17 protein-coding genes and 2 pseudogenes are annotated in these 17,770 nt (G+C 75.5%); 10 read left to right on the top strand and 9 right to left on the bottom strand.

The annotated features are described in order from the left end of the window. Nucleotides 1-15: 15 nt before the first annotated feature. Nucleotides 16-996: a hydroxyacid dehydrogenase gene (locus ACL02R_RS22625; protein WP_412798805.1), complete on the bottom strand. Its 981-nt coding sequence runs from the start codon at nucleotides 994-996 to the stop codon at nucleotides 16-18. A 289-nt stretch (nucleotides 997-1,285) separates the two neighbouring features. On the opposite strand from ACL02R_RS22625, the gene ACL02R_RS22620 reads away from it, so the two are divergent. From ACL02R_RS22620 to ACL02R_RS22610, 3 genes are read left to right on the top strand one after another with little or no spacing between them, the layout of a single operon-like run. Then, entirely contained in the window at nucleotides 1,286-1,942 is a 657-nt protein-coding gene (locus ACL02R_RS22620; RefSeq protein WP_412798799.1) for an ArsR/SmtB family transcription factor, read from the top strand. Further along, nucleotides 1,939-2,691: an ABC transporter ATP-binding protein gene (locus tag ACL02R_RS22615; protein ID WP_362961036.1), complete on the top strand. Its 753-nt coding sequence runs from the start codon at nucleotides 1,939-1,941 to the stop codon at nucleotides 2,689-2,691. The genes ACL02R_RS22620 and ACL02R_RS22615 overlap by 4 nt, the downstream gene beginning before the upstream one ends. Beyond that, entirely contained in the window at nucleotides 2,691-5,198 is a 2,508-nt protein-coding gene (locus ACL02R_RS22610) for an ABC transporter permease (protein ID WP_412798798.1), read from the top strand. Before ACL02R_RS22615 ends, ACL02R_RS22610 begins: the two co-directional genes overlap by 1 nt. A 177-nt stretch (nucleotides 5,199-5,375) precedes the next feature. On the opposite strand, the gene ACL02R_RS22605 is transcribed toward ACL02R_RS22610, so the two are convergent. After that, complete coding sequence (locus ACL02R_RS22605) at nucleotides 5,376-6,179, bottom strand: class I SAM-dependent methyltransferase (RefSeq protein WP_412798797.1); 804 nt, start codon at nucleotides 6,177-6,179, stop codon at nucleotides 5,376-5,378. Nucleotides 6,180-6,289: 110 nt separating this feature from the next. Between ACL02R_RS22605 and ACL02R_RS22600 the strand changes: the two genes are divergently transcribed. Together ACL02R_RS22600 and ACL02R_RS22595 are read left to right on the top strand one after the other, a co-directional pair. Continuing rightward, complete coding sequence (locus ACL02R_RS22600) at nucleotides 6,290-6,745, top strand: MarR family winged helix-turn-helix transcriptional regulator (RefSeq protein ID WP_412798796.1); 456 nt, start codon at nucleotides 6,290-6,292, stop codon at nucleotides 6,743-6,745. Nucleotides 6,746-6,875: 130 nt separating this feature from the next. Then, nucleotides 6,876-7,079, top strand: coding sequence for a helix-hairpin-helix domain-containing protein (locus ACL02R_RS22595; RefSeq protein WP_412798795.1), 204 nt, complete (start codon nucleotides 6,876-6,878; stop codon nucleotides 7,077-7,079). Between the two features lie 25 nt (nucleotides 7,080-7,104). Here the strand turns inward: ACL02R_RS22595 and ACL02R_RS22590 are convergent, their stop codons facing one another. From ACL02R_RS22590 to ACL02R_RS22575, 4 genes are all read right to left on the bottom strand, one after another. Then, nucleotides 7,105-7,419, bottom strand: coding sequence for a 4a-hydroxytetrahydrobiopterin dehydratase (locus ACL02R_RS22590; RefSeq protein WP_412798794.1), 315 nt, complete (start codon nucleotides 7,417-7,419; stop codon nucleotides 7,105-7,107). 120 nt (nucleotides 7,420-7,539) lie between these two features. After that, the gene (locus tag ACL02R_RS22585; RefSeq protein ID WP_412798793.1) at nucleotides 7,540-8,550 is read right to left on the bottom strand and encodes a zinc-dependent alcohol dehydrogenase family protein; all 1,011 of its coding nucleotides are present in this window, start codon (nucleotides 8,548-8,550) and stop codon (nucleotides 7,540-7,542) included. 76 nt (nucleotides 8,551-8,626) lie between these two features. Then, complete coding sequence (locus tag ACL02R_RS22580) at nucleotides 8,627-9,955, bottom strand: FtsX-like permease family protein (RefSeq protein WP_412798792.1); 1,329 nt, start codon at nucleotides 9,953-9,955, stop codon at nucleotides 8,627-8,629. Between the two features lie 3 nt (nucleotides 9,956-9,958). After that, nucleotides 9,959-10,738 carry an ABC transporter ATP-binding protein gene (locus tag ACL02R_RS22575; protein WP_412798791.1) on the bottom strand — a complete coding sequence of 260 codons (780 nt, stop codon included), beginning with the start codon at nucleotides 10,736-10,738 and terminating at the stop codon, nucleotides 9,959-9,961. Between the two features lie 249 nt (nucleotides 10,739-10,987). On the opposite strand from ACL02R_RS22575, the gene ACL02R_RS22570 reads away from it, so the two are divergent. Then, complete coding sequence (locus ACL02R_RS22570) at nucleotides 10,988-11,389, top strand: hypothetical protein (protein ID WP_412798790.1); 402 nt, start codon at nucleotides 10,988-10,990, stop codon at nucleotides 11,387-11,389. Between the two features lie 502 nt (nucleotides 11,390-11,891). After that, entirely contained in the window at nucleotides 11,892-12,674 is a 783-nt protein-coding gene (locus tag ACL02R_RS22565; RefSeq protein ID WP_412798789.1) for a VOC family protein, read from the top strand. A 16-nt stretch (nucleotides 12,675-12,690) separates the two neighbouring features. On the opposite strand, the gene ACL02R_RS22560 is transcribed toward ACL02R_RS22565, so the two are convergent. Then, complete coding sequence (locus ACL02R_RS22560; RefSeq protein ID WP_412798788.1) at nucleotides 12,691-13,773, bottom strand: saccharopine dehydrogenase family protein; 1,083 nt, start codon at nucleotides 13,771-13,773, stop codon at nucleotides 12,691-12,693. Between the two features lie 106 nt (nucleotides 13,774-13,879). On the opposite strand from ACL02R_RS22560, the gene ACL02R_RS22555 reads away from it, so the two are divergent. Next, nucleotides 13,880-14,851 carry an AraC family transcriptional regulator gene (locus tag ACL02R_RS22555; protein ID WP_412798787.1) on the top strand — a complete coding sequence of 324 codons (972 nt, stop codon included), beginning with the start codon at nucleotides 13,880-13,882 and terminating at the stop codon, nucleotides 14,849-14,851. Here ACL02R_RS22555 and ACL02R_RS22550 read toward each other — a convergent pair. After that, nucleotides 14,802-14,948, bottom strand: a pseudogene (locus ACL02R_RS22550) (TetR/AcrR family transcriptional regulator); the annotation flags it as partial. The gene ACL02R_RS22555 and the pseudogene ACL02R_RS22550 overlap by 50 nt on opposite strands. Here ACL02R_RS22550 and ACL02R_RS22545 point away from each other — a divergent pair. Then, nucleotides 14,946-15,143 (top strand): annotated as a pseudogene (locus tag ACL02R_RS22545) (NAD(P)-dependent oxidoreductase); the annotation flags it as partial. The pseudogenes ACL02R_RS22550 and ACL02R_RS22545 overlap by 3 nt on opposite strands. A gap of 9 nt (nucleotides 15,144-15,152) precedes the next feature. On the opposite strand, the gene ACL02R_RS22540 reads toward ACL02R_RS22545, so the two are convergent. Next, nucleotides 15,153-16,634 (bottom strand): FG-GAP repeat domain-containing protein, encoded by a 1,482-nt coding sequence (locus ACL02R_RS22540; protein WP_412798786.1) that lies wholly within the window; start codon nucleotides 16,632-16,634, stop codon nucleotides 15,153-15,155. Between the two features lie 214 nt (nucleotides 16,635-16,848). On the opposite strand from ACL02R_RS22540, the gene ACL02R_RS22535 reads away from it, so the two are divergent. Beyond that, a complete protein-coding gene (locus ACL02R_RS22535; protein ID WP_412798785.1) occupies nucleotides 16,849-17,709 on the top strand; it encodes a fumarylacetoacetate hydrolase family protein in 861 nt (286 codons plus the stop codon). Nucleotides 17,710-17,770: the final 61 nt, after the last annotated feature.

The following is a 17,770-nucleotide window of genomic DNA, read 5'->3' as shown; positions in this document are numbered from 1 at the left end:
GCCCCTGCCGGCGCGTCAGGCGGTGACGCCCAGGCGCTCGCGCAGGACGGGGTGGGCGAAGTCCTCGCCCGCCGCGTATCGCCCGGCCTCCTCGGCGGCGAGGCTGCCGAGCCGGTGGATCTCGTTGCCGACCGACCCGGCGAAGTGCGGGCTGATCAGCACGTTCTCGCAGTCCCACAGCGGGTGGTCGGGGGAGAGGACCTCGGGCTCCGTCACGTCGAGGACCGCGTTGATCCGCCCCGCGGCGGCCAGCTCCGCCAGCGCGTCCTGGTCGAGCACGGCGCCGCGCGCGGTGTTGATCAGGGTGGCCCCGGGGCGCATCGAGGACAGCAGCGCGCGGTTGACCATGCCCGTCGTCGCGGGCAGCAGCGGCACGTGGAGGCTCACCACGTCGCTCTCGCGGAACAGCTCCTCCAGGCCGACCGGCCGCGCGCCGAGCGCCCGCGCCTCGTCGTCGGAGACGTACGGGTCGTGCAGCAGCGGCGTCAGGTCGAAGGGGCGCAGCAGTTCCAGGACGCGGCGGCCGATCAGGGACGCGCCGAGGATGCCGACGGTGCGGCCGTAGTTGCCGAGGCCCGGTGTCTCCTCGTCCCAGGCGCGCCGGGCTCGGGTGCGCTTGTACTCGGCGGAGATCTCCAGCACGTGCTTGTTGGCCAGCAGGATCATCGCGAGGGTGTACTCGGCGACCGGCAGGGCGTTGGCGGCGGCGGCGGACGAGACGCGGATGCCGCGTTCCCAGCAGGCCTCGGTGACGTGGTGGCGGATCGTGCCCGCCGCGTGGACGATCGCGCGCAGCCTGGGGGCGTGGGCGAGCGCCTCCTCGTCGAGGGGCGGGCAGCCCCAGCCCGTCACCAAAATCTCGGCGTCGGCCAGGACGGCGCGTGCCTCGGGGGTGCCGAAGTCTTCGAGCAGCGGCGGGTAGCGCAGGTCGGTCACGGACCGCAGGGCGGCGAGGGTCGTGTCGGTCAGCAGACGTTCGGCGCCGAAGCGGCTCATCGCGAGCGCCGCCGTGGGCCGTGCGGAGGGCTTCGCGGCTCCGGAGCCGTGCGCGGAGTGGGGGGCGGGGCTCGGGGCGCGTTCCGGTATGTCGTGCATGAGGCCATCCAACACTGTCGGCTGCCGGGGAAGAAGTGCGCCCAGGTCACAGGGGCGCCGGATCTCTTCCCGGTGTCCGGGCGCGCGTCGCGCCCGACGGCTGGGCCGGGCGGGGGTGGTGCTGGCACCACCATGGGCCGGGTGTGTGGCACCGCTGTGCACAGATTCCTGTGCACAGCAGAATGTGCACATGCCCTTCGAGCCCTCCCTCGCCGCCCTCAAGGCACTGGCCCAGCCCCGCCGCCTCCAGATGCTGGAGCATCTGACGATGCACGGGCCCGCCAACTCCAGCACGCTCGCCCGCGCCCTCGGCCTCAACACGGGGGCGACCAGCTACCACCTGCGCGAGCTGGCGCGCCACGGCTTCGTGGAACCGGCGGACCCGCCGCCGGGCGATCCCGCGGGCGGGCGGCGCCGCTGGTGGCGGGCGGTGGCGCAGGACCTGCGGCTCCCGCCGCCCAGCCGCAGGGACGCCGGCACCCGCGCGGTCGTGGACGAGATGAACCGCCTCGCCTTCGCCTCCGACCTGCGGCTCTTAGACCAGGTGCAGCGTGCGGGCGCCACGGGCGAGTGGGAGGACGCGCTGCCCTACTCGCGCGGCACCATCCGCCTCACGCCGGACGAGATGCGCGAGCTGTTCGAGGAGTACATCGCCCTCCTGAACCGCTACAAGCGGCCCGACGACGAGACGCCGCCGGACGCCCGCACGGTCCTCACCCGCTTCTTCGCCTTCCCGGTCCCCGAAGCCCCGCCGGACGCGTCCGACCCGCCCGCCGACACCCCCCGGCCCCCCGCTCAGACACCGCAGTCCCCCGTTCAGACACCGCAGGGAGAGAACCCCGCATGACCACCGCAACCGCCGTCGGGACCAGTGCCGTCCGGCTCGACTCCGTCACCAAGGTCTACGGCCGCGGCGCCTCCGCCGTCCGGGCCCTGGACGGCGTGTCCGTCGCGATACCCAGCGGCTCCTTCACCGCCGTGATGGGGCCCTCCGGTTCCGGCAAGAGCACCTTCCTCCACTGCGCCGCCGGTCTCGACCGGGTGACGTCGGGGACCGCCTCCATCGGCGGCACCGACCTCAGCGGGATGAACGAGACCCGGCTGACGCGCCTGCGCCGTGAGCGCGTCGGCTTCGTCTTCCAGTCGTTCAACCTCGTGCCCGCCCTCACCGTCCGGCACAACGTCGCCCTGCCGCTGCGGCTGGCGGGACGCCGCCCCGACCGGCACGCCATCGCGGCGATCCTGGAGCGTGTCGGCCTCGCCGGGAAGGCCGACGCCCGCCCGGCCGAACTCTCCGGCGGCCAGCAGCAGCGCGTCGCCATCGCCCGCGCGCTGATCACGTCCCCCGACGTCGTCTTCGGCGACGAGCCCACCGGCGCCCTCGACACCGTGACGGCCAAGGAGATCCTGAACCTGCTGCGCGCCAGCGTCGACGCCTCGGGCCAGACCGTCGTCATGGTCACGCACGACCCGGTCGCCGCCGCCCACGCGGACACCGTGCTGTTCCTGGCGGACGGCACCCTGGTGGACGAGATGACGGCCCCGACCGCCGACCGCGTCGCCGACCGTATGACGCACCTGGGGGCGTGGGCCTGATGCTCCGCTACGCACTCGCCACCCTGCGCGCCCGCAAGGCCGGATTCGCCGGCGCGTTCCTCGCCCTCTTCTGCGCGGCCGCCCTGATCACCGCCTGCGGCTCCCTCCTGGAGACCGGTCTGCGCGGCGACATCGGCACCGAGCGCTACGGCGCCACGCCCCTCGTGGTGACGGCCGACCAGAACGTCCACCACACCACGCAGAAGGGCGACAAGACCAAGCACAAGGCGAAGCCCGTCCACGAGCACGTGTGGCTGCCCGCGGACACGGCGGACCGGATCGCCGCCGTCCCCGGCGTCGCCTCCGTCGTGCCGGAACTCACCTTCCCCGCCGAACCGCTCGACGCGTCGGGCCTCCCCTGGGAGGGCCCTGACGTCCACGGCCACGCCTGGTCCTCGGCGGCCCTCACCCCCTTCACCGTCGGCGAGGGCCACGCCCCCGAGGCCGCCACCGAGATCGTCCTCGACCGCGCACTGGCGGAACGCGCCGGACTCGGCGTCGGCGACGAGGTCACCGTCCAGTCCACCGACGTCCCCGCGACCTACACCGTCGCGGGCATCGCGGACGGGGAGATCGCCGAGCAGGCCGCCGTCTTCTTCACCGACACCGAGGCGCGCCGCCTCGCCGGGCACGAGGGACAGGACGCGATGCTGGGCGTCTTCCCCGAACCGGGCACCGGCACCGGCGAGCTGGCGGCGCAGGTCCGCGCCGCACTGGACGGGACCATCGCGCGCGTCCACACCGGCGGCGACCGGGGGCCCGCGGAGTTCCCCGACGCGGCGCAGGCACGCATCCAGCTGGTCAGCATGGGCGGCGCGATCGGGGGCACGGGCCTGCTGGTCGCCGTGCTGGTCGTCGTCGGCACCTTCGGCCTCACCGCCCGCGCCCGGCACCGTGAACTCGCCCTGCTGCGCGCCATCGCCGCCACGCCCCGCCAGACACGGCGGCTGATCGGCCGGGAGGCCCTGCTGGTCGGCCTGGTGGCCGGGCCGCTCGGCGCCGTCGCCGGTCTGCCGCTGGCCGGGTGGCTCTACCGCCGCCTCGTCAGCCTCGGCACCGTCCCCAGCACGCTGAGCCAGGTCCGCAGCTTCTTCCCGATGGCCGCCGCGATCGCCGCGACCCTGCTGGCCGCCTGGCTCGCCGCCCGCATCTCCGCCCGCCGCACGGCCCGCATCCGCCCGGCCGAGGCGCTGACCGAGGCCGCCGTGGAACCCCGCCGCACCCCGGTCGTACGCCTGATCGCGGGCCTGCTGGCCCTGGTCGGCGGCATCGTGCTGCTGGCCGTCCTGTCCGCGCTGCACACCGAGCCGGCCTCCACCCCGGTCACCTATCTGACGGTGCTCCTGCTGTCCGTCGCGGTCGCCCTGCTCGGACCGGCGCTGTCGCGCGTCGCCTTCACCGTCATCGGCGCCCCGCTGCGCCTGTCGGCCGTCCCGGGACACCTGGCCGCGCACAACGCGGCGGCCGGGGCGCGGCGCCTCGCCGCCGTCATCACGCCGCTGACACTGCTGGTCGCCATGGCGTGCACCGTCGTGTTCACCCAGACGACGATCGGCGACGCGGCCGAGCGGCAGGCCAGGGACGGGGTCGTCGCCGACCGCGTGGTCGTCGCGGCCGGGCCGGGCGTCCCGCACGCCGCAGCGGAGGCGCTGCGCGGGACGGACGGCGTCACCGCGGTCACCGAGATCGTGCACACGACGGTCCGCACGCCGGGCCTCGACAAGTACACGGCGCAGGGCGTCACCGCGGGCTCCGGGTACGAGGCGACGCTCGACCTGGGCATGACCGAGGGCTCGCTCGACGGGCTGGCCGACGACGGGGTGGCCGTCAGCGAGGTCGTCGCCGAGAGCCGGGGCCTCCACCCGGGGGACTTCCTTGACCTGGTCCTGGGCGACGGCACGCCCGTCACCACCACCGTCACCGGCGTCTACGACCGGGGACTCGGCTTCGGCGAACTGACGCTGCCCCACGAGCTGCTGGCCGCCCACATCGACAACCCGCTGGCGGACGCGGTGCTGGTCGCCACCGACCTGACCGACGCCCAGCTCGGCGACGCCCTGGCCGGCTTCCCCGGCCTCGCGGTGCGGGACGGCGGCCACGTCGCCGACGTCATGGCCGAGCAGCGCGAGACGAGCGCGGCGGTCGCGTTCCTCGGCATGGGCCTCGTCCTGGCCTTCACCACCATCGCCGCCGTCAACACCCTGGCGATGGCCACGGCCGACCGCCGCAAGGAGTTCGCCCTGCTGCGCCGGATCGGCACGACGCGGCGGCAGATCCTGCGCATGCTCGGGCTGGAGTCGCTGACGGTGGCGGTCACGGCGGTCCTGCTCGGCACCGGGATCGCGCTGGCGGTGCTGACGTCCTTCAGCACCGGGATGACCGGTGCGGCCGCACCCGCGATGGCCTTCGGCCCGTACCTGCTGATCGCGGGCGCGGTGACCGTCCTGGCCCTGGCCGCGACCTCCATCCCCGCGCGCCTGTCCCTGCCGCGCCGCGGCGCCGCCTGAGCCGGCCGGCGGACCGGGCCCGTCCCCACCCGCCGGGGGCGGGCCCGTCGGCATGCCGCGGAGCGGTCCTGACCACCCGTGAAGTGACTCAACGTATTCATTCACGGGTTCACCGTAGGCGCAGCGTAGTCGCGACGGTATCGCTCGTGCGAGTGAATCCGGCCGTCGGCCCGGCGCTCAGCCCGCCCGGCGGGCGGTCCGCAGCTCGAAGAGGTACCGCTTCGTGATCCGTCCCCCGTGCCGGTCGTCGATCAGCCCGGCGAGGCACGCCAGCAGCTCCGCCCGCACCTCCGGGGCGAGGGCGATGTGGTTCGAGTACGTGGACAGCACGTCCAGGTACTCCGCCGTCGTGTACGTGACGTCGCACGGGTAGCGGCGGAACTCCACCTCCCCGAACAGCACTGACGTGTCGATCTCCGCGCGGTCCCGGGGGATCGCGTCGGCCGGTTCGAGACGCAGCCCGCGGGGCGTCGCCGGGATGAAGCGCTCGTAGAACTCCTGCGACGCGCGGAAGAACTCCTCGGTGCCGCCCTTCACATGGTGCGTCGCCACCGTCGCCAGCACCCCGCCCGGCCGCAGCGCCGCGGCCGACTTCACCACCCGCACCGCCGGATCGACCCACGCGAACGCCGTCGCCGACACCACCGCGTCGAACGGCCCGGCCGGCAGCGGCCAGTCCTCGAACGCCGCCACCGCCACCCGCGCCTCCGGCCACGCCGCCAGGTTCCGCCGCGCCACGGCCGCCATCCCCGCGCCCAGTTCGACGGCCGTCACCGCGCACCCCCGCCGCGCCAGCGGGACCGTCGCCCGGCCCGTACCGCAGCCGATCTCCAGCACCCTGGCGCCGCGCCCGAGCCCCGCCACCTCCGCCAGGTCGGCGAAGAGCCGCTCCGGATAGACGGGCCGCGCCCGGTCGTACAGCTCCGCGATCCCGTCGAACGTCACGCGCAGCCGCTCCCGTTCGGCGTCCGCCGCGCTCACCGCCGCACCGGCCCACAGGCGACGGGACTTGACCTCAAGCGTGCTTGAACCACGAGCGTGACTCCTGTCCTTGCCGATGTCCTCGCGCACCGCGAAGGGGAGATCCTGCCATGCCCGTCACGCAGTACACCGAAGCCGAACTCGCCGCCCAGCCCGTCGGATACTGGGCCACCGAGGCGTCGCGCCTCGTCCTCGCCGCGATCCGCGCCGAACTGGCCGCCGAGGACCTCACCCAGCCGCACTGGTGGACGCTCAACCACGTCTCCGGCGCCCCCGGCACCTGGACCCGCGCCGCCCTCACCGAACGGCTCGCCCCCTTCGACCAGCAGGACTCCGACTTCCCGGCCATGCTCGACGACCTGGTGGCCCGCCGCTGGCTCACGGAACGGGACGGCCTCCTCGCCCTCGCGCCGGACGGCGAGGCGGGCCTGTCCCGCGCCAGGGAACGCGTGGGCCGCGCCCACGCGGCGCTGCGCGACGGCATCCCGGACGCCGCGTACGCCGCCATGATCGACACGCTGCGCCGCATCGTCGGCAACCTCGGCGGCGACAGCGACCTGCCCTGACCGGCGGCGCGCCGCACGCCCGCCCACCTGCGCGACCGCGTCCGGACCGTTCAGGACCGGTGGCCGGAGCGGCCCGGACACGACGAGAGGGCGACGCGACATGGCGGACGGCACCGGGAAACCACTGGGCATGGCGAACGCTGCCCCGGCCGTGGTCCGTCACCTGGCCAGGGTGGGCGTGACCGCGCCCGCCGGTCTCCGGGGGCGCGACCCGTACGAGCTCTACGAGCGGCTGTGCGCCCTGGACGGCCGCAGGCGCGATCCGCGCCTGCTGGACACGTTCCTGTCCGTGGTCGACCAGGCGGACGGCGGCGCGCCCCGCAGCCGCCGTTGACGACGGGCCGGACGGCGGTCCCGGATCAGGCCGCCGTCGCCCCGTGGGCGCCGGCGATGCCGCTGACGGCGCGGGCGAGCCCGATGTCGTGCGCGGTGAGGGCGCCACCGGCCGCGTGCGAGTTCATCGCGACGGTCAGCGCCGTGTGGAGCACGGTCACGGTGGCGTGGTGGTCGGCCGCGTCCTCGGCCTCGTGGATCTCCCGGTAGACCGCGGGAAGTTCGGCGCGCGGCACGGTCCACCGCGCCGTCAGCTGCCCCGACTCGACGCTCCACCCGGGCAGTCCGGCCAGGGCCTCGGCCAACTCGTCCTCACCGAGCGGCGTGTACGAACGGGCCACAGCACTTCCCTCCAGCGGTTCAGGTACGTGGGGGTGACGACTACCCGTGCGACGCCTCGAAGATGCCGGCAACGGTCTCCCGCCGCCGCCCCCGAGCGACCGGGGTCGGGGCCGGGGGAGTCAGTGCGGGACGGTGAGGACGATCTTGCCGACCTGGGTGTTGGACTCCAGGTGGCGGTGGGCCTCCACCACCTCGGAGAGGTCGAAGACGCGGTCCACCACGGGCGTGAACGCGCCGGACAGCAGGCCCGATGTGACGAACGCGCCCGCCCGGCGCAGCGTGTCGCCCGTGGTCGTCGTCCCCAGCGAGATGCTGTACGGCCGCACCGTCACGCCCGAGCGGAGCAGGTCGAGCGAGGGCAGTTCGAGGGTCGGGCCGCCGAGCGCGCCGTAGAGCACGTACCGGCCGTACGGCACCAGCGCCCCGAGCAGTCCGGCCGCCTGGGCGCCGCCGACCGCGTCGAACACCACGTCGGCGCCCCGCCCGCCCGTGGCGGCGCGCAGCGCGTCCGCCACACCCGCCGCGTCCAGGCCGCCCGTCACCACGACCTCGGCCGCGCCCGCCGCGAGGAGCCGTTCGCGTTTGGCGTCCGTCCGCGTGGTGGCGACCGGCACGGCGCCGACGCGGCGGGCGAGCTGCATGGCCGCGAGCCCCACCCCGCTGGACGCGGCGGTCACGACGAGCGTCTCGCCCGGCCGCAGCGTGCCGTCCTCCAGCAGGCCGCCGAACGCGGTCAGGTGCGTCATCCACACGGCGGCGCCCGTCACCGCGTCCACGCCGGCCGGGCGGTGTGCGAGCGCGGACGCGGGCACGACGGCGGCCTCACCGTAGACGCCGTAGTCGGTCATGCTGAACGCGGGCAGGACGCTGACGGGGTCGCCCGGCGCGAATCCGGTGACGCCCGGCCCCGTCTTCTCGACGGCGCCCGCCGCCTCGTAGCCGAGCCCGGCGGGGAAGGCGCCGACGGGCCGTCCGTACCGTCCCTGGCGGAAGAGGGACTCGGCCCTGTTGAGCCCGATCGCGTCCACCCTGATCCGTGCCTCGCCGGGGCCGGGGGCGGGCAGTTCGATGTCGTCGATCCGCAGGACTTCGGGTCCGCCGTACTCGTGGAAACGCACCGTTCTGGTCATGGGACCAGCACAGCCGAAAGTACGACGTCTGTCAAACTTCGACAGGCATCGTACTTTTCGGGAGCACCGCGCCAGGTCAGGCGACCGCCGCCACGGCCGGGACGCGCAGGGAACGCCGCGCCGTCGCCAGCGTCGTCAGCACGGTCGCCGCCGCGCCGACCGCCACGATCACCGCCCAGATCAGCGGCGCGTCCGCCGGCATCTCCGCGCCCCGGCGCACCAGCACGAACGGCACCAGCCCGGCGAACCCCGCGACGGTCCCGAAGAGGACCCCCGTCAGCGTCAGCAGCCCCGCCTCGACGCCGACCGCGCCCAGCACCTGCCGCGGCGTCGCCCCGGCGAGCCGCTGCCCGCCGAACTCCCGCACCCGGTAGGAGGTCGCGGCGTACAGGCTGTTGACCAGCATCACGCAGCAGAAGACCACGATGATGCCGACGACGACCGTGTTGAGCGTCTCCAGGTTCTTGTCCTCGACCGACTTCACCAGCCCGGACGCGTCGATCGCCGCCGACTCGGCCGCCTGGATGCACAGCGTCGCGGTGCCGATGCCCGTGAAGAGGATCAGCGGCATCAGCATCCCCGCCTGGTGCTCCGCGCGGCGCCGCAGCGACCGCACCGCCAGATAGCCGCTCCCCCCGGCCAGCGCGCCCAGGGGCCGTTCCAGCAGGGCCAGCAGTGCGCGCAGCAGACCCGTCGAGAAGACCGCGAAGCCGATCGCCAGGAAGATCGCCCCGTACGCCGGCCCCGCCATCAGCGACGGCTCGTCCGCGTCCATGGCGAACGTGCTCACCAGACCGCCGGCACCCGACACCAACGCCAGGACCCCGCCCACCGTACGCAGCCGGGTACGCGGCGCCCGCCCGCCCGCCGCCGCCCGGGTCGCCCTGCGCACCGCGAGGAACGCCGCCCCCGCCGATGCCAGCAGTGTGATGCCGAACCCCGCGCCGAGCCCTATGGGGCCGAACGCATAGTCCACCCCGGCTGCCACCTGGCCCGTGTCCTTGAACATGTCCAGCAGCAGATTCCCCGCCAGCATCGCCGGGCCGATCGCCAGCAGCGCCGCGACCAGCCCGATGACCACTGCCTCACCCGTCACCATGCGCTTGATCTGCGCCGGTGTGGCCCCCGTACTGCGCAGGAGCGCTATCTCCTCGGCGCGCTGCCGCACGTTCACCGTCAGCGTGGACGCCACGGCGAAGAAGACCAGCAGCGTGCTGTACCCGCCGACCACCCCACCCGCCAGGCCCAGCGTCTCCGCGCTGGTGTCGTCCACACCCGGCGCGCCCGCCGTGTCGTGCATCGAGTTGAACGCCATCGTGATCACCGCACCGAGGAACGCCGACAGCAGCGTCCCCGCGAAACGACCCGGGCGCTTGCGCACCGAACGCATGGCCAGCGTGAACATCGCTCAGACCCCCACAGCCACGGAATCGCCCAGGTGCGCGAGGCGCTCCGCCACCGCGTCCGCCCGCGGCGCGTCCATCCGCCCCGCCAGGCGCCCGTCCGCCAGGAACACCACGGAGTCCGCGTACGCCGCCGCCACCGGGTCGTGCGTCACCATCACCACCGTCCGCCCGTGCGTCCGCACCGCGTCCCGCAGCAGCCCCAGCACCTCGCGGGCACTGCGCAGGTCGAGCGCGCCCGTCGGCTCGTCCGCGAAGACGACGCTGGGCCGCGTCACCAGCGCCCGCGCGATGGCGGCGCGCTGCCGCTGCCCGCCCGACAGCGCGTCCGGGTAGTGCCCGAGCCGGTCGCCGAGGCCGACGCGCCCGAGGATCTCCCGCGCCCCGGCGCGGTCGGGGCGGCGCCCGGCGAGCTTGAACGGCAGCACGGCGTTCTCCAGCACCGTCAGCGTCGGCAGCAGGTTGTACTGCTGGAAGACGAACCCGATGCGCGCCCGCCGGAACCTCGTCAGCGCCGCCTCGCCCCCGGCCGTCACCTCCGTGCCGTCCACGGCGACGATCCCCCGGTCCGGCCGGTCGAGCCCGGCCGCGCACTGCAACAGCGTGGACTTGCCGGAGCCGGAGGGGCCCATCACGGCGGTGAAGCTCCCGGCTGGCAGGCTCAGCGTCACGTCGTCCAGGGCCGTCACCGCGTTGTCGTCCGCGCCGTACGTCTTCGTCACCCTGACCAGCCGCAGCGCCTCGCGCGCCGGGTCGGCCCCCGGGACGCTCTTGTGTCGGAACATCGGGTCCACCCTCCTCCGGCACCCCCGTGGCGCCTCACCCACGAACCTAGGCACGGGCGCGGCGCGGCACATTGGCCCCACGGCCCGGACGCGCGGTGTGCCGGACACCCGGCGGCGGTGGCGCTGGGTACACCTCCCGGCCGTCACCTCCGGCGTGGACGAACGGCCCTCCGCCGCCGGCAGTGCGCCGACCTGGCGGCCATGGTGTCCGTTCGCGCTGCTGTTCCCGGCCGACGGGCCCGAACGCCTGTGGCCGCTCACACGGCCGTCCTGGGAGCCCTCGCCGCCACGGCGCTCAGCCCAGGGGGCCACGCCCCCGTCCCGTTCGGCGCACTCCTCCTCGCCGGGCCAGGACTCCGCGCCGCCGCAAGCCTGCCCCGCGCGGGACTGCGCGAAGTGGCCCGCAACTCGGCGCTGCGCGGACCGCTCGCCCTGACCGCCCTGCTCGTCGCCGCCCCCGCCCCCGTCACCGTCACCCGTCTGGGCGACCCAGGGCACGCGCTCGGCCTGCGCCCGGCGTACGCCGCCCTCGCCACTGCGCACGACCTTCCCCCGAGGCGTCGCGGCGACGCCCCTGATCGGCATACCGCGCAGCGTGCCGCTGATCTCGACCGACACCCAGCCCACGTGCAGCGCACGGCCCCGCCCTGAGCGCGTCCCCCGGACCGGCGGGCGCGGTGAGCGCCGTGGTGTGCTGCGTGTGCGCCGTCGGTGCCGTGGGCTTGCGGCGGGGGCGCGGTGGAACGGGGGTGTGACGGGGTATCTGTCTCCTCAGTCGCCGCGCTCCCCGGCGCGGTGGCCCCGGCCGGCCGGAGGGGGCAGTCTCCGTGTATCCAGAAGGCGCAGGCGCCGGGACGCGCGACATCCCGGACATGACCCGGTTATCCCCGACCCAGCAGATGGGCATCTCCTGCGCACGTTGCGGACGGCGGCTCGGCGCGTCCGGGCGGCGGGCGGGGCGCGTGCGCGACCGGTGGGGGCACGCGTTCGTCCTGTGGGTCTGCTCGCACGGCTGTTTCCTCGGTGGACGCACCAGGTGACACCCCCCGTGACACCCCCCCGTGACACCGCCCGCGCCGCCCGCGCTGCGTGATCCGGCGCGCGTGGCTAGCGTGGAGGCGAGGAGGGGGGCGCACACGAGGAGGCGTTCCGCATGGCCGACATCCGCGAGGGGCTGCCCTGCTGGGCCGATGTGACGCTGCCGGACGTGGAGGAGGGGAAACGCTTCTACGGCCAGCTCTTCGGCTGGACCTTCGACCGCGCCGCCGACGAGTACGGCGGCTACGCGCAGGCGTGGGCGGGCGGTGCCGCCGCGGCGGCGCTGGCGCCGCAGCTGCCGGGGCAGGGCGCGGTCGCGCCCCCCGCCTGGAACCTCTACCTCGCCTCCGAGGACGTCCCCGCCACCGCCGACCGCGTCCGCGCGGCGGGCGGCGACGTCCTTGTCGAGCCCATGCTGATCGGGGACTTCGGCAGCATGTGCGTCGGCCGCGACCCGGGGGGCGTCGTCTTCGGCGTCTGGGAGCCCGGCACGCACCGGGGCTTCGGCGCGCGCGGCGAGCCCGGCACGTACGCGTGGGCCGAGGTGTACACGCGGGACGGCGCGGCGGCGGACGCGTTCTTCTCGTCCGTCTTCCCGTACGAGACGGTCGCCGTCGAGGGCCCGCCCGCCGTGGACTACGCGCTCTGGCAGCTGGACGGCGGCCCCTGCCTGGGCCGCTACCGTTTCCCGCCGGACGCGCCGGGGGACATCGCGCCGCACGTCGAGGTCTTCTTCGCGGTCGGCGACTGCGACGCGGCGGTGGCGACGGCGCGCGGCCTCGGCGGGCGGCTGATCGACGGGCCGATGGACAGCCCGTACGGGCGCTACGCCGCCGTCGCCGACTCGCAGGGCGCGAACTTCATGGTCATCGACCTGGGGACGACGACGGAGGCGTGACGGCCGGGGCGTGCGCTCAGCGGGCGTCGTCGGCGCGCACGCTCCACCGCACGCCGTGCGGCTCCAGCGCCGCCAGGAAGTCCGCCGGGTCGAAGGCCTGCGACGGCGCGCGCACCCCGGCCGCCGCCGCGCCCGCCACCAGGCGCAGCGCCCCCTCGACGGCGATCACCGCCGTCAGGCCGTAGCCGTCCGGGCCCGTCACCGAGCCCTGCGCGCGCCGCCCGTCCCGGCCGACGGCGTACGCGGCCATCAGCCAGCGCGACGCGCGCCGCGCCGCCGGGTCAGGGCCTGCGGGCAGGGTGGCGACCACCTCCTCGGTGACCGCCCCGAACAGCGGGACCACCTCCGCGCGCATCACGGCGGCGATCCGGCCCGCCGTGACGTGCCGCGGCACGGTGACGACGCCTGGCAGCGCGAACGGCGCCACCGCCAGGTCGCCCGTCCCCCGCCCGTCCGCCATCTCGGGCACGGGCACCGTCGCGCGCTCGGCGTCCGCGTGTCCGGCGCCGTCGCGCCAGGCGCCGTCCGCCCACACCAGCCCGTGCCCGCCGCCCCACAGGCCCCGATTGGCCAGCGCCGTCCTCGCGGTGCCGCGCGAGACGGCGCCCGGCTCCCGCAGGTCCGCGACCGTCAGCTCCGCCAGGCCGTCGGCGCCGGGCCCGAGTGCCTCGGCGGTGAGGTGGGCGATCAGGTCGCCGGGGCCGCCGTCGTCCGCGAGGGCGGGGACGACGGTGACGCCCGCCCGGCGCGCCGGTTCGCCGAAGGTGTCGAAGACCCGCTTCAGGTAGGACTGTTCCCCGCTCGTGTCGACGTAGTGGGAGCGCGCGGCGACGGCGGCCCGCACCACCGGTTCGCCGAACAGTTCGAACGGCGCCACGCAGCCGACCACCGCGGCGCAGTCGTCGAACGCCGTCACCAACGCCGCGTGGTCCTCCACCCCGGCACGCCGCACCTCGGCCCCAGGCACCCCCTCGGCGGCCCCGCGCAGCCGCTCCTCGTCGCGGCCCACCAGGACGACCGGGACACCCCGGCGCGCCAGTTCGGCGACCACCAGGCTCCCCGTGAAACCGCTCGCTCCGTACACAGCAACCTTTTCCATGCCGACCACGCTAGGAGCGGTACGCGGGGACGCTGAATGCCTCACCGTCCCCGCATCATGCCCGTCCGTCCCGCAGCAGGGGCGAACGCGGGACTACAGTCGGCGCATGGACGTGCTGAGCGACGCCGTCACCGCCATGCGCACCGGACGGCCCCACTCCTCCCGCACCCGCTGGAACGCGCCCTGGGGCGTCCGCTTCGCCCCCTTCGCGGGCGCCGGATTCCACGTCGTCCTCCAGGGCTCCTGCTGGGTGCTCCCGGAGCGCGGCGAACCCGTCCTGCTGCGCGTCGGCGACATCGCGCTGCTCCCGCACGGCACCGGCCACGGGCTCGCCGACGACCCCGCGACGCCGCTGCGCGAGGCCGGCAACCCCGGCTCCCTCCCACCGGCCCCGCCCCCCGACGGCGCTCCCGGCGCCACCGTCCTCCTGTGCGGCGCGTATCTGCTCGACCAGGACCGGCGGCACCCGCTGCTCACCGAACTCCCCGAGACCGTGCACCTCTCCTCCCGCGTGGGGGCCCACCCCGAACTGCGCGCCGTCATCGACCTCCTGGGCGCCGAGCTGAACCGCCCCCGCGAGGGCAGCGGGGCCGTCGTCCCGGCGCTCCTGGACGCGCTGCTGCTGTACGCGCTGCGCGCCTGGCACGACGAACTACGCCTCGAACACCCAGATCCCGCGGGCTGGGCCGCCGCGCTGCACGACCCGGCCGTCGGCGCCGCCCTCCGCGCCATGCACCAGGACCCGGGCCGCGCCTGGACCGTGCGGTCCCTGGCCGCCGCCGCGGGCCTGTCGCGCTCGCCGTTCGCCCGCCGCTTCACGGCGCTCGTCGGGAGCCCGCCGCTGGCCTACCTCACCTGGTGGCGCATGACGACGGCGGCGGGCCTGCTGCGCGCCGACGACCGACCTGTCCAGCGGGTGGCAGAACGGGTCGGCTACGTCTCGGAGTTCGCCTTCGCCAAGGCGTTCAAGCGCGCGTACGGCGTCGCGCCGGGCCGCTACCGGCGCGTGCGGGAGCCGGGGGACGGGCCTACGCCGCGTACGCGCGCAGCAGGCGGGCCAGGTGGCGGCCCGCCGTGAGCAGCGGTTCCTCGCTGCGGCGGACCTGGGCCGTGACCTTGGCGCCCTCCAGGGTGCCGACGACGGTGGTCGCGAGGTCCCGCGCGTCGGCAACGGGGAGCACCAGGGCGACGTGGACCGCCTCGCCATGGGCACGGCCAGCGTCGAGCACGTCCTCCACACCCACGCCGACGCGGGCGTGGACACGGCCCTGCCGCGGGCGGTCGCCGACCTCTTCCGGCGCGGCATGGCGGCCGGGCACGCGGACGACAGCTTCTCCTCCCTGATCGCACTGATGCGCAAGGGGGAGTGAGGGCGCGCGTCAGGGCGCGATGACCTCGCCGAGCCCCGGCCCGTCCGCCGTGAAGCCGGTCAGCGCGCCCGCGCACACGCCGAACGCCCCGGTCACCGTGATGCCGGACGCGCTGCCCGCGGCGTGCCAGGAGCAGCCCTCCGCGTTCTCGCCCGGCACGCCGACGGTCAGGTCCGCGCGGCCGTCCCCGTCGTGGTCGGCGAGGCGGACGCGCTGCCCGAAGAGGTCCCAGTACTCGGCGGCGCCGCCGACACCCGCGGTGTTCTGGTGCACGGCGCGCGCCCCGGCGCCCGTCAGCCCGGACGCCGACCCGCGCAGCAGCACCACGCCGCCCGCCTCCTCGGCCGCGCCGATGTCCTCGCCTGGCACGCCCACCACCACGTCGTCCCGCCCGTCACCGTCGGTGTCACCCACGCCGAGCGACGTGCCGAACGCGTCGCCCAGCTCACCCGAGCCCGGGATGCCGCCGGAGCCCTGCCGCAGTCGCGCCGGGGCGCGCGCCGGGTCGATGCCGCCGCGCGCGCCGTACCAGACGGTGACCTCGCCGCCGATCTGCCCGGTGGTCTTGCCGTCGAGCGGGTCGGCCGGGTCGCCGAGCACGAGGTCGCCGTAGCCGTCGCCGTCCACGTCGCCGATGACGCCGGTGACGCCGTCGGCGGCGGCGAGGGTCGTCCGGACGGCCGCGCCGCCCCGCCAGTCGTCCACGAGGACGGGGCCCCCGGGGTCGGCGGCGGTGGGCCCCGGCAGCAGCACGCGTTCGTCGGCGCCGTCGCCGTCGAGGTCGCCGCTGACGACGGCCACGCCCGCGCCGGTCGCGCCGAGCGCGCTGTCCACGGCGTGCGCCGCCGCGTTCCCCGCGCGGGTGAACGGGCCGCGGAAGTGGTGCGTCGAGCAGCGCGAGCCGACGGTGACGTCCGGCGCGCCGTCGCCGTCCACGTCGCCGGTGCCGACGGTCTCGCCGAACGCGCAGCTCCCGGCCGGGACGGTGCTCTCCGCCAGCACCGTGCCCCCGCTCAGCCCGCCGCGCCCGCCCCACACGACGATGACGCCGCCCCGGTCGGCGACGCCGCCGACCGCCTCGGTGGGCGAGCCGACGACGAGGTCGGCGTACCCGTCGCGGTCCAGGTCGGCGCTCGCCGTCGCCGCGCCGAACCGGTCGGCCGTCTCCGCCGCGCCCGGAATGCCCGCGCTCGCCTGCGAGACGACGGTGGAACGCGCGGCGGACAGCCCGTTCGCCGAGCCGTAGAGCACGACGACGGCGCCCGCGCCCGCGTGCCCGTTCGCCGTGGCCAGCGGGTGGGAGACGACGACGTCCGGGTAGCCGTCGCCGTTGAAGTCGTCGTGCGCCGCCGGGGTGGCGGCGGACGCGGGGGCGGCGGTGAGGAGCGGCGCCAGGCACGCCCCCAGCGCCACGGCCACCGCGAGGGCGCCGCGCCCGGAGGCGCGACGGCGGCCTCCCCGTTCACCTGACGGCAGTTCAACTCTCGTCACAGCGCCCTCCGTTCACTCGTCGGTCACCTGTCGATCGTACGGACGTACGCCCGGCCGCGCGGGCGGACACTTGAGCCGGTCCCCGCGGGTGGGAAAGAGTGCTGCCGTACGACATGACCATCCGACCGGTGGCGGAACACGGAATGCGCCGCCCACCGGTCGGCAAGCAATCGACAGGTGATCGCGGACGATCACCTGAGCGGGGAGTCACAGCATGCGCCTCATGCGCGTCGGCGAACCCGGTGACGAGCGGCCGGTCATCGCCGCCTCGGCCATCGGCCCCTGGTACGACCTGCGGCCCGTCACCGCCGACATCGACGGCCGCTTCCTGGCCGCCCTCGCCGAGGACCCGGCCCTCCTGCCCGCCGACCCCGCGTCGGCGCTGCCCGGGACCGACATCGCCGGGCTGCGCGCCGGCCCGCCCGTCACCCGCCCGTCCGCCGTCCTGTGCATCGGGCAGAACTACGTGGCGCACGCCCGCGAGTCCGGCGCCGAGCCGCCCGAGCGCCCGATCCTCTTCCACAAGTCGCCCAACACCGTCGTCGGCCCCTACGACGACGTCCTCATACCGCGCGGCTCCCGCAAGACCGACTGGGAGGTGGAACTGGCCGTCGTCATCGGCCGCCGCGCCCGCTACCTGGAGTCGCCCGCCGACGCGCAGGCGCACATCGCGGGCTACACGATCAGCAACGACGTGTCGGAGCGCGCGTTCCAGCTGGAGGAGTCCGGCGGGCAGTGGTCGAAGGGCAAGTGCTGCGAGACGTTCAACCCGCTCGGGCCCGTCCTCGTGACGGCGGACGAGGTGCCCGACCCGCAGGCGCTGCGGCTGCGCTCGTGGGTGAACGGCGAGGCGCGGCAGGACTCGTCCACCGCCGACATGATCTTCGGCGTCGCGCAGCTGGTGCACGAGCTGTCGCAGTACCTCGTGCTGGAGCCGGGCGACATCGTGAACACCGGTACGCCCGAGGGTGTCGCGCTCTCCGGGCGCTTCCCCTACCTGGCGGAGGGTGACGTGATGGAGGTGGAGATCGAGGGCATCGGCCGGCAGCAGTGCGTGCTGCGCGCCGCGCCGTAACTCGTACGGGTGACCGGCGTCCCGGGTGGCCCGCCGCGCGAGGCGGCCGGCGGGCCCGGGG

Origin of the sequence: Streptomyces sp. MS19 (assembly GCF_047200595.1) — a bacterium.
Taxonomy (GTDB): Bacteria; Actinomycetota; Actinomycetes; order Streptomycetales; family Streptomycetaceae; genus Streptomyces.
The sequence above is the reverse complement of the archived record's forward strand: the minus strand, read 5'-3'. Positions and strand labels throughout refer to the sequence as shown.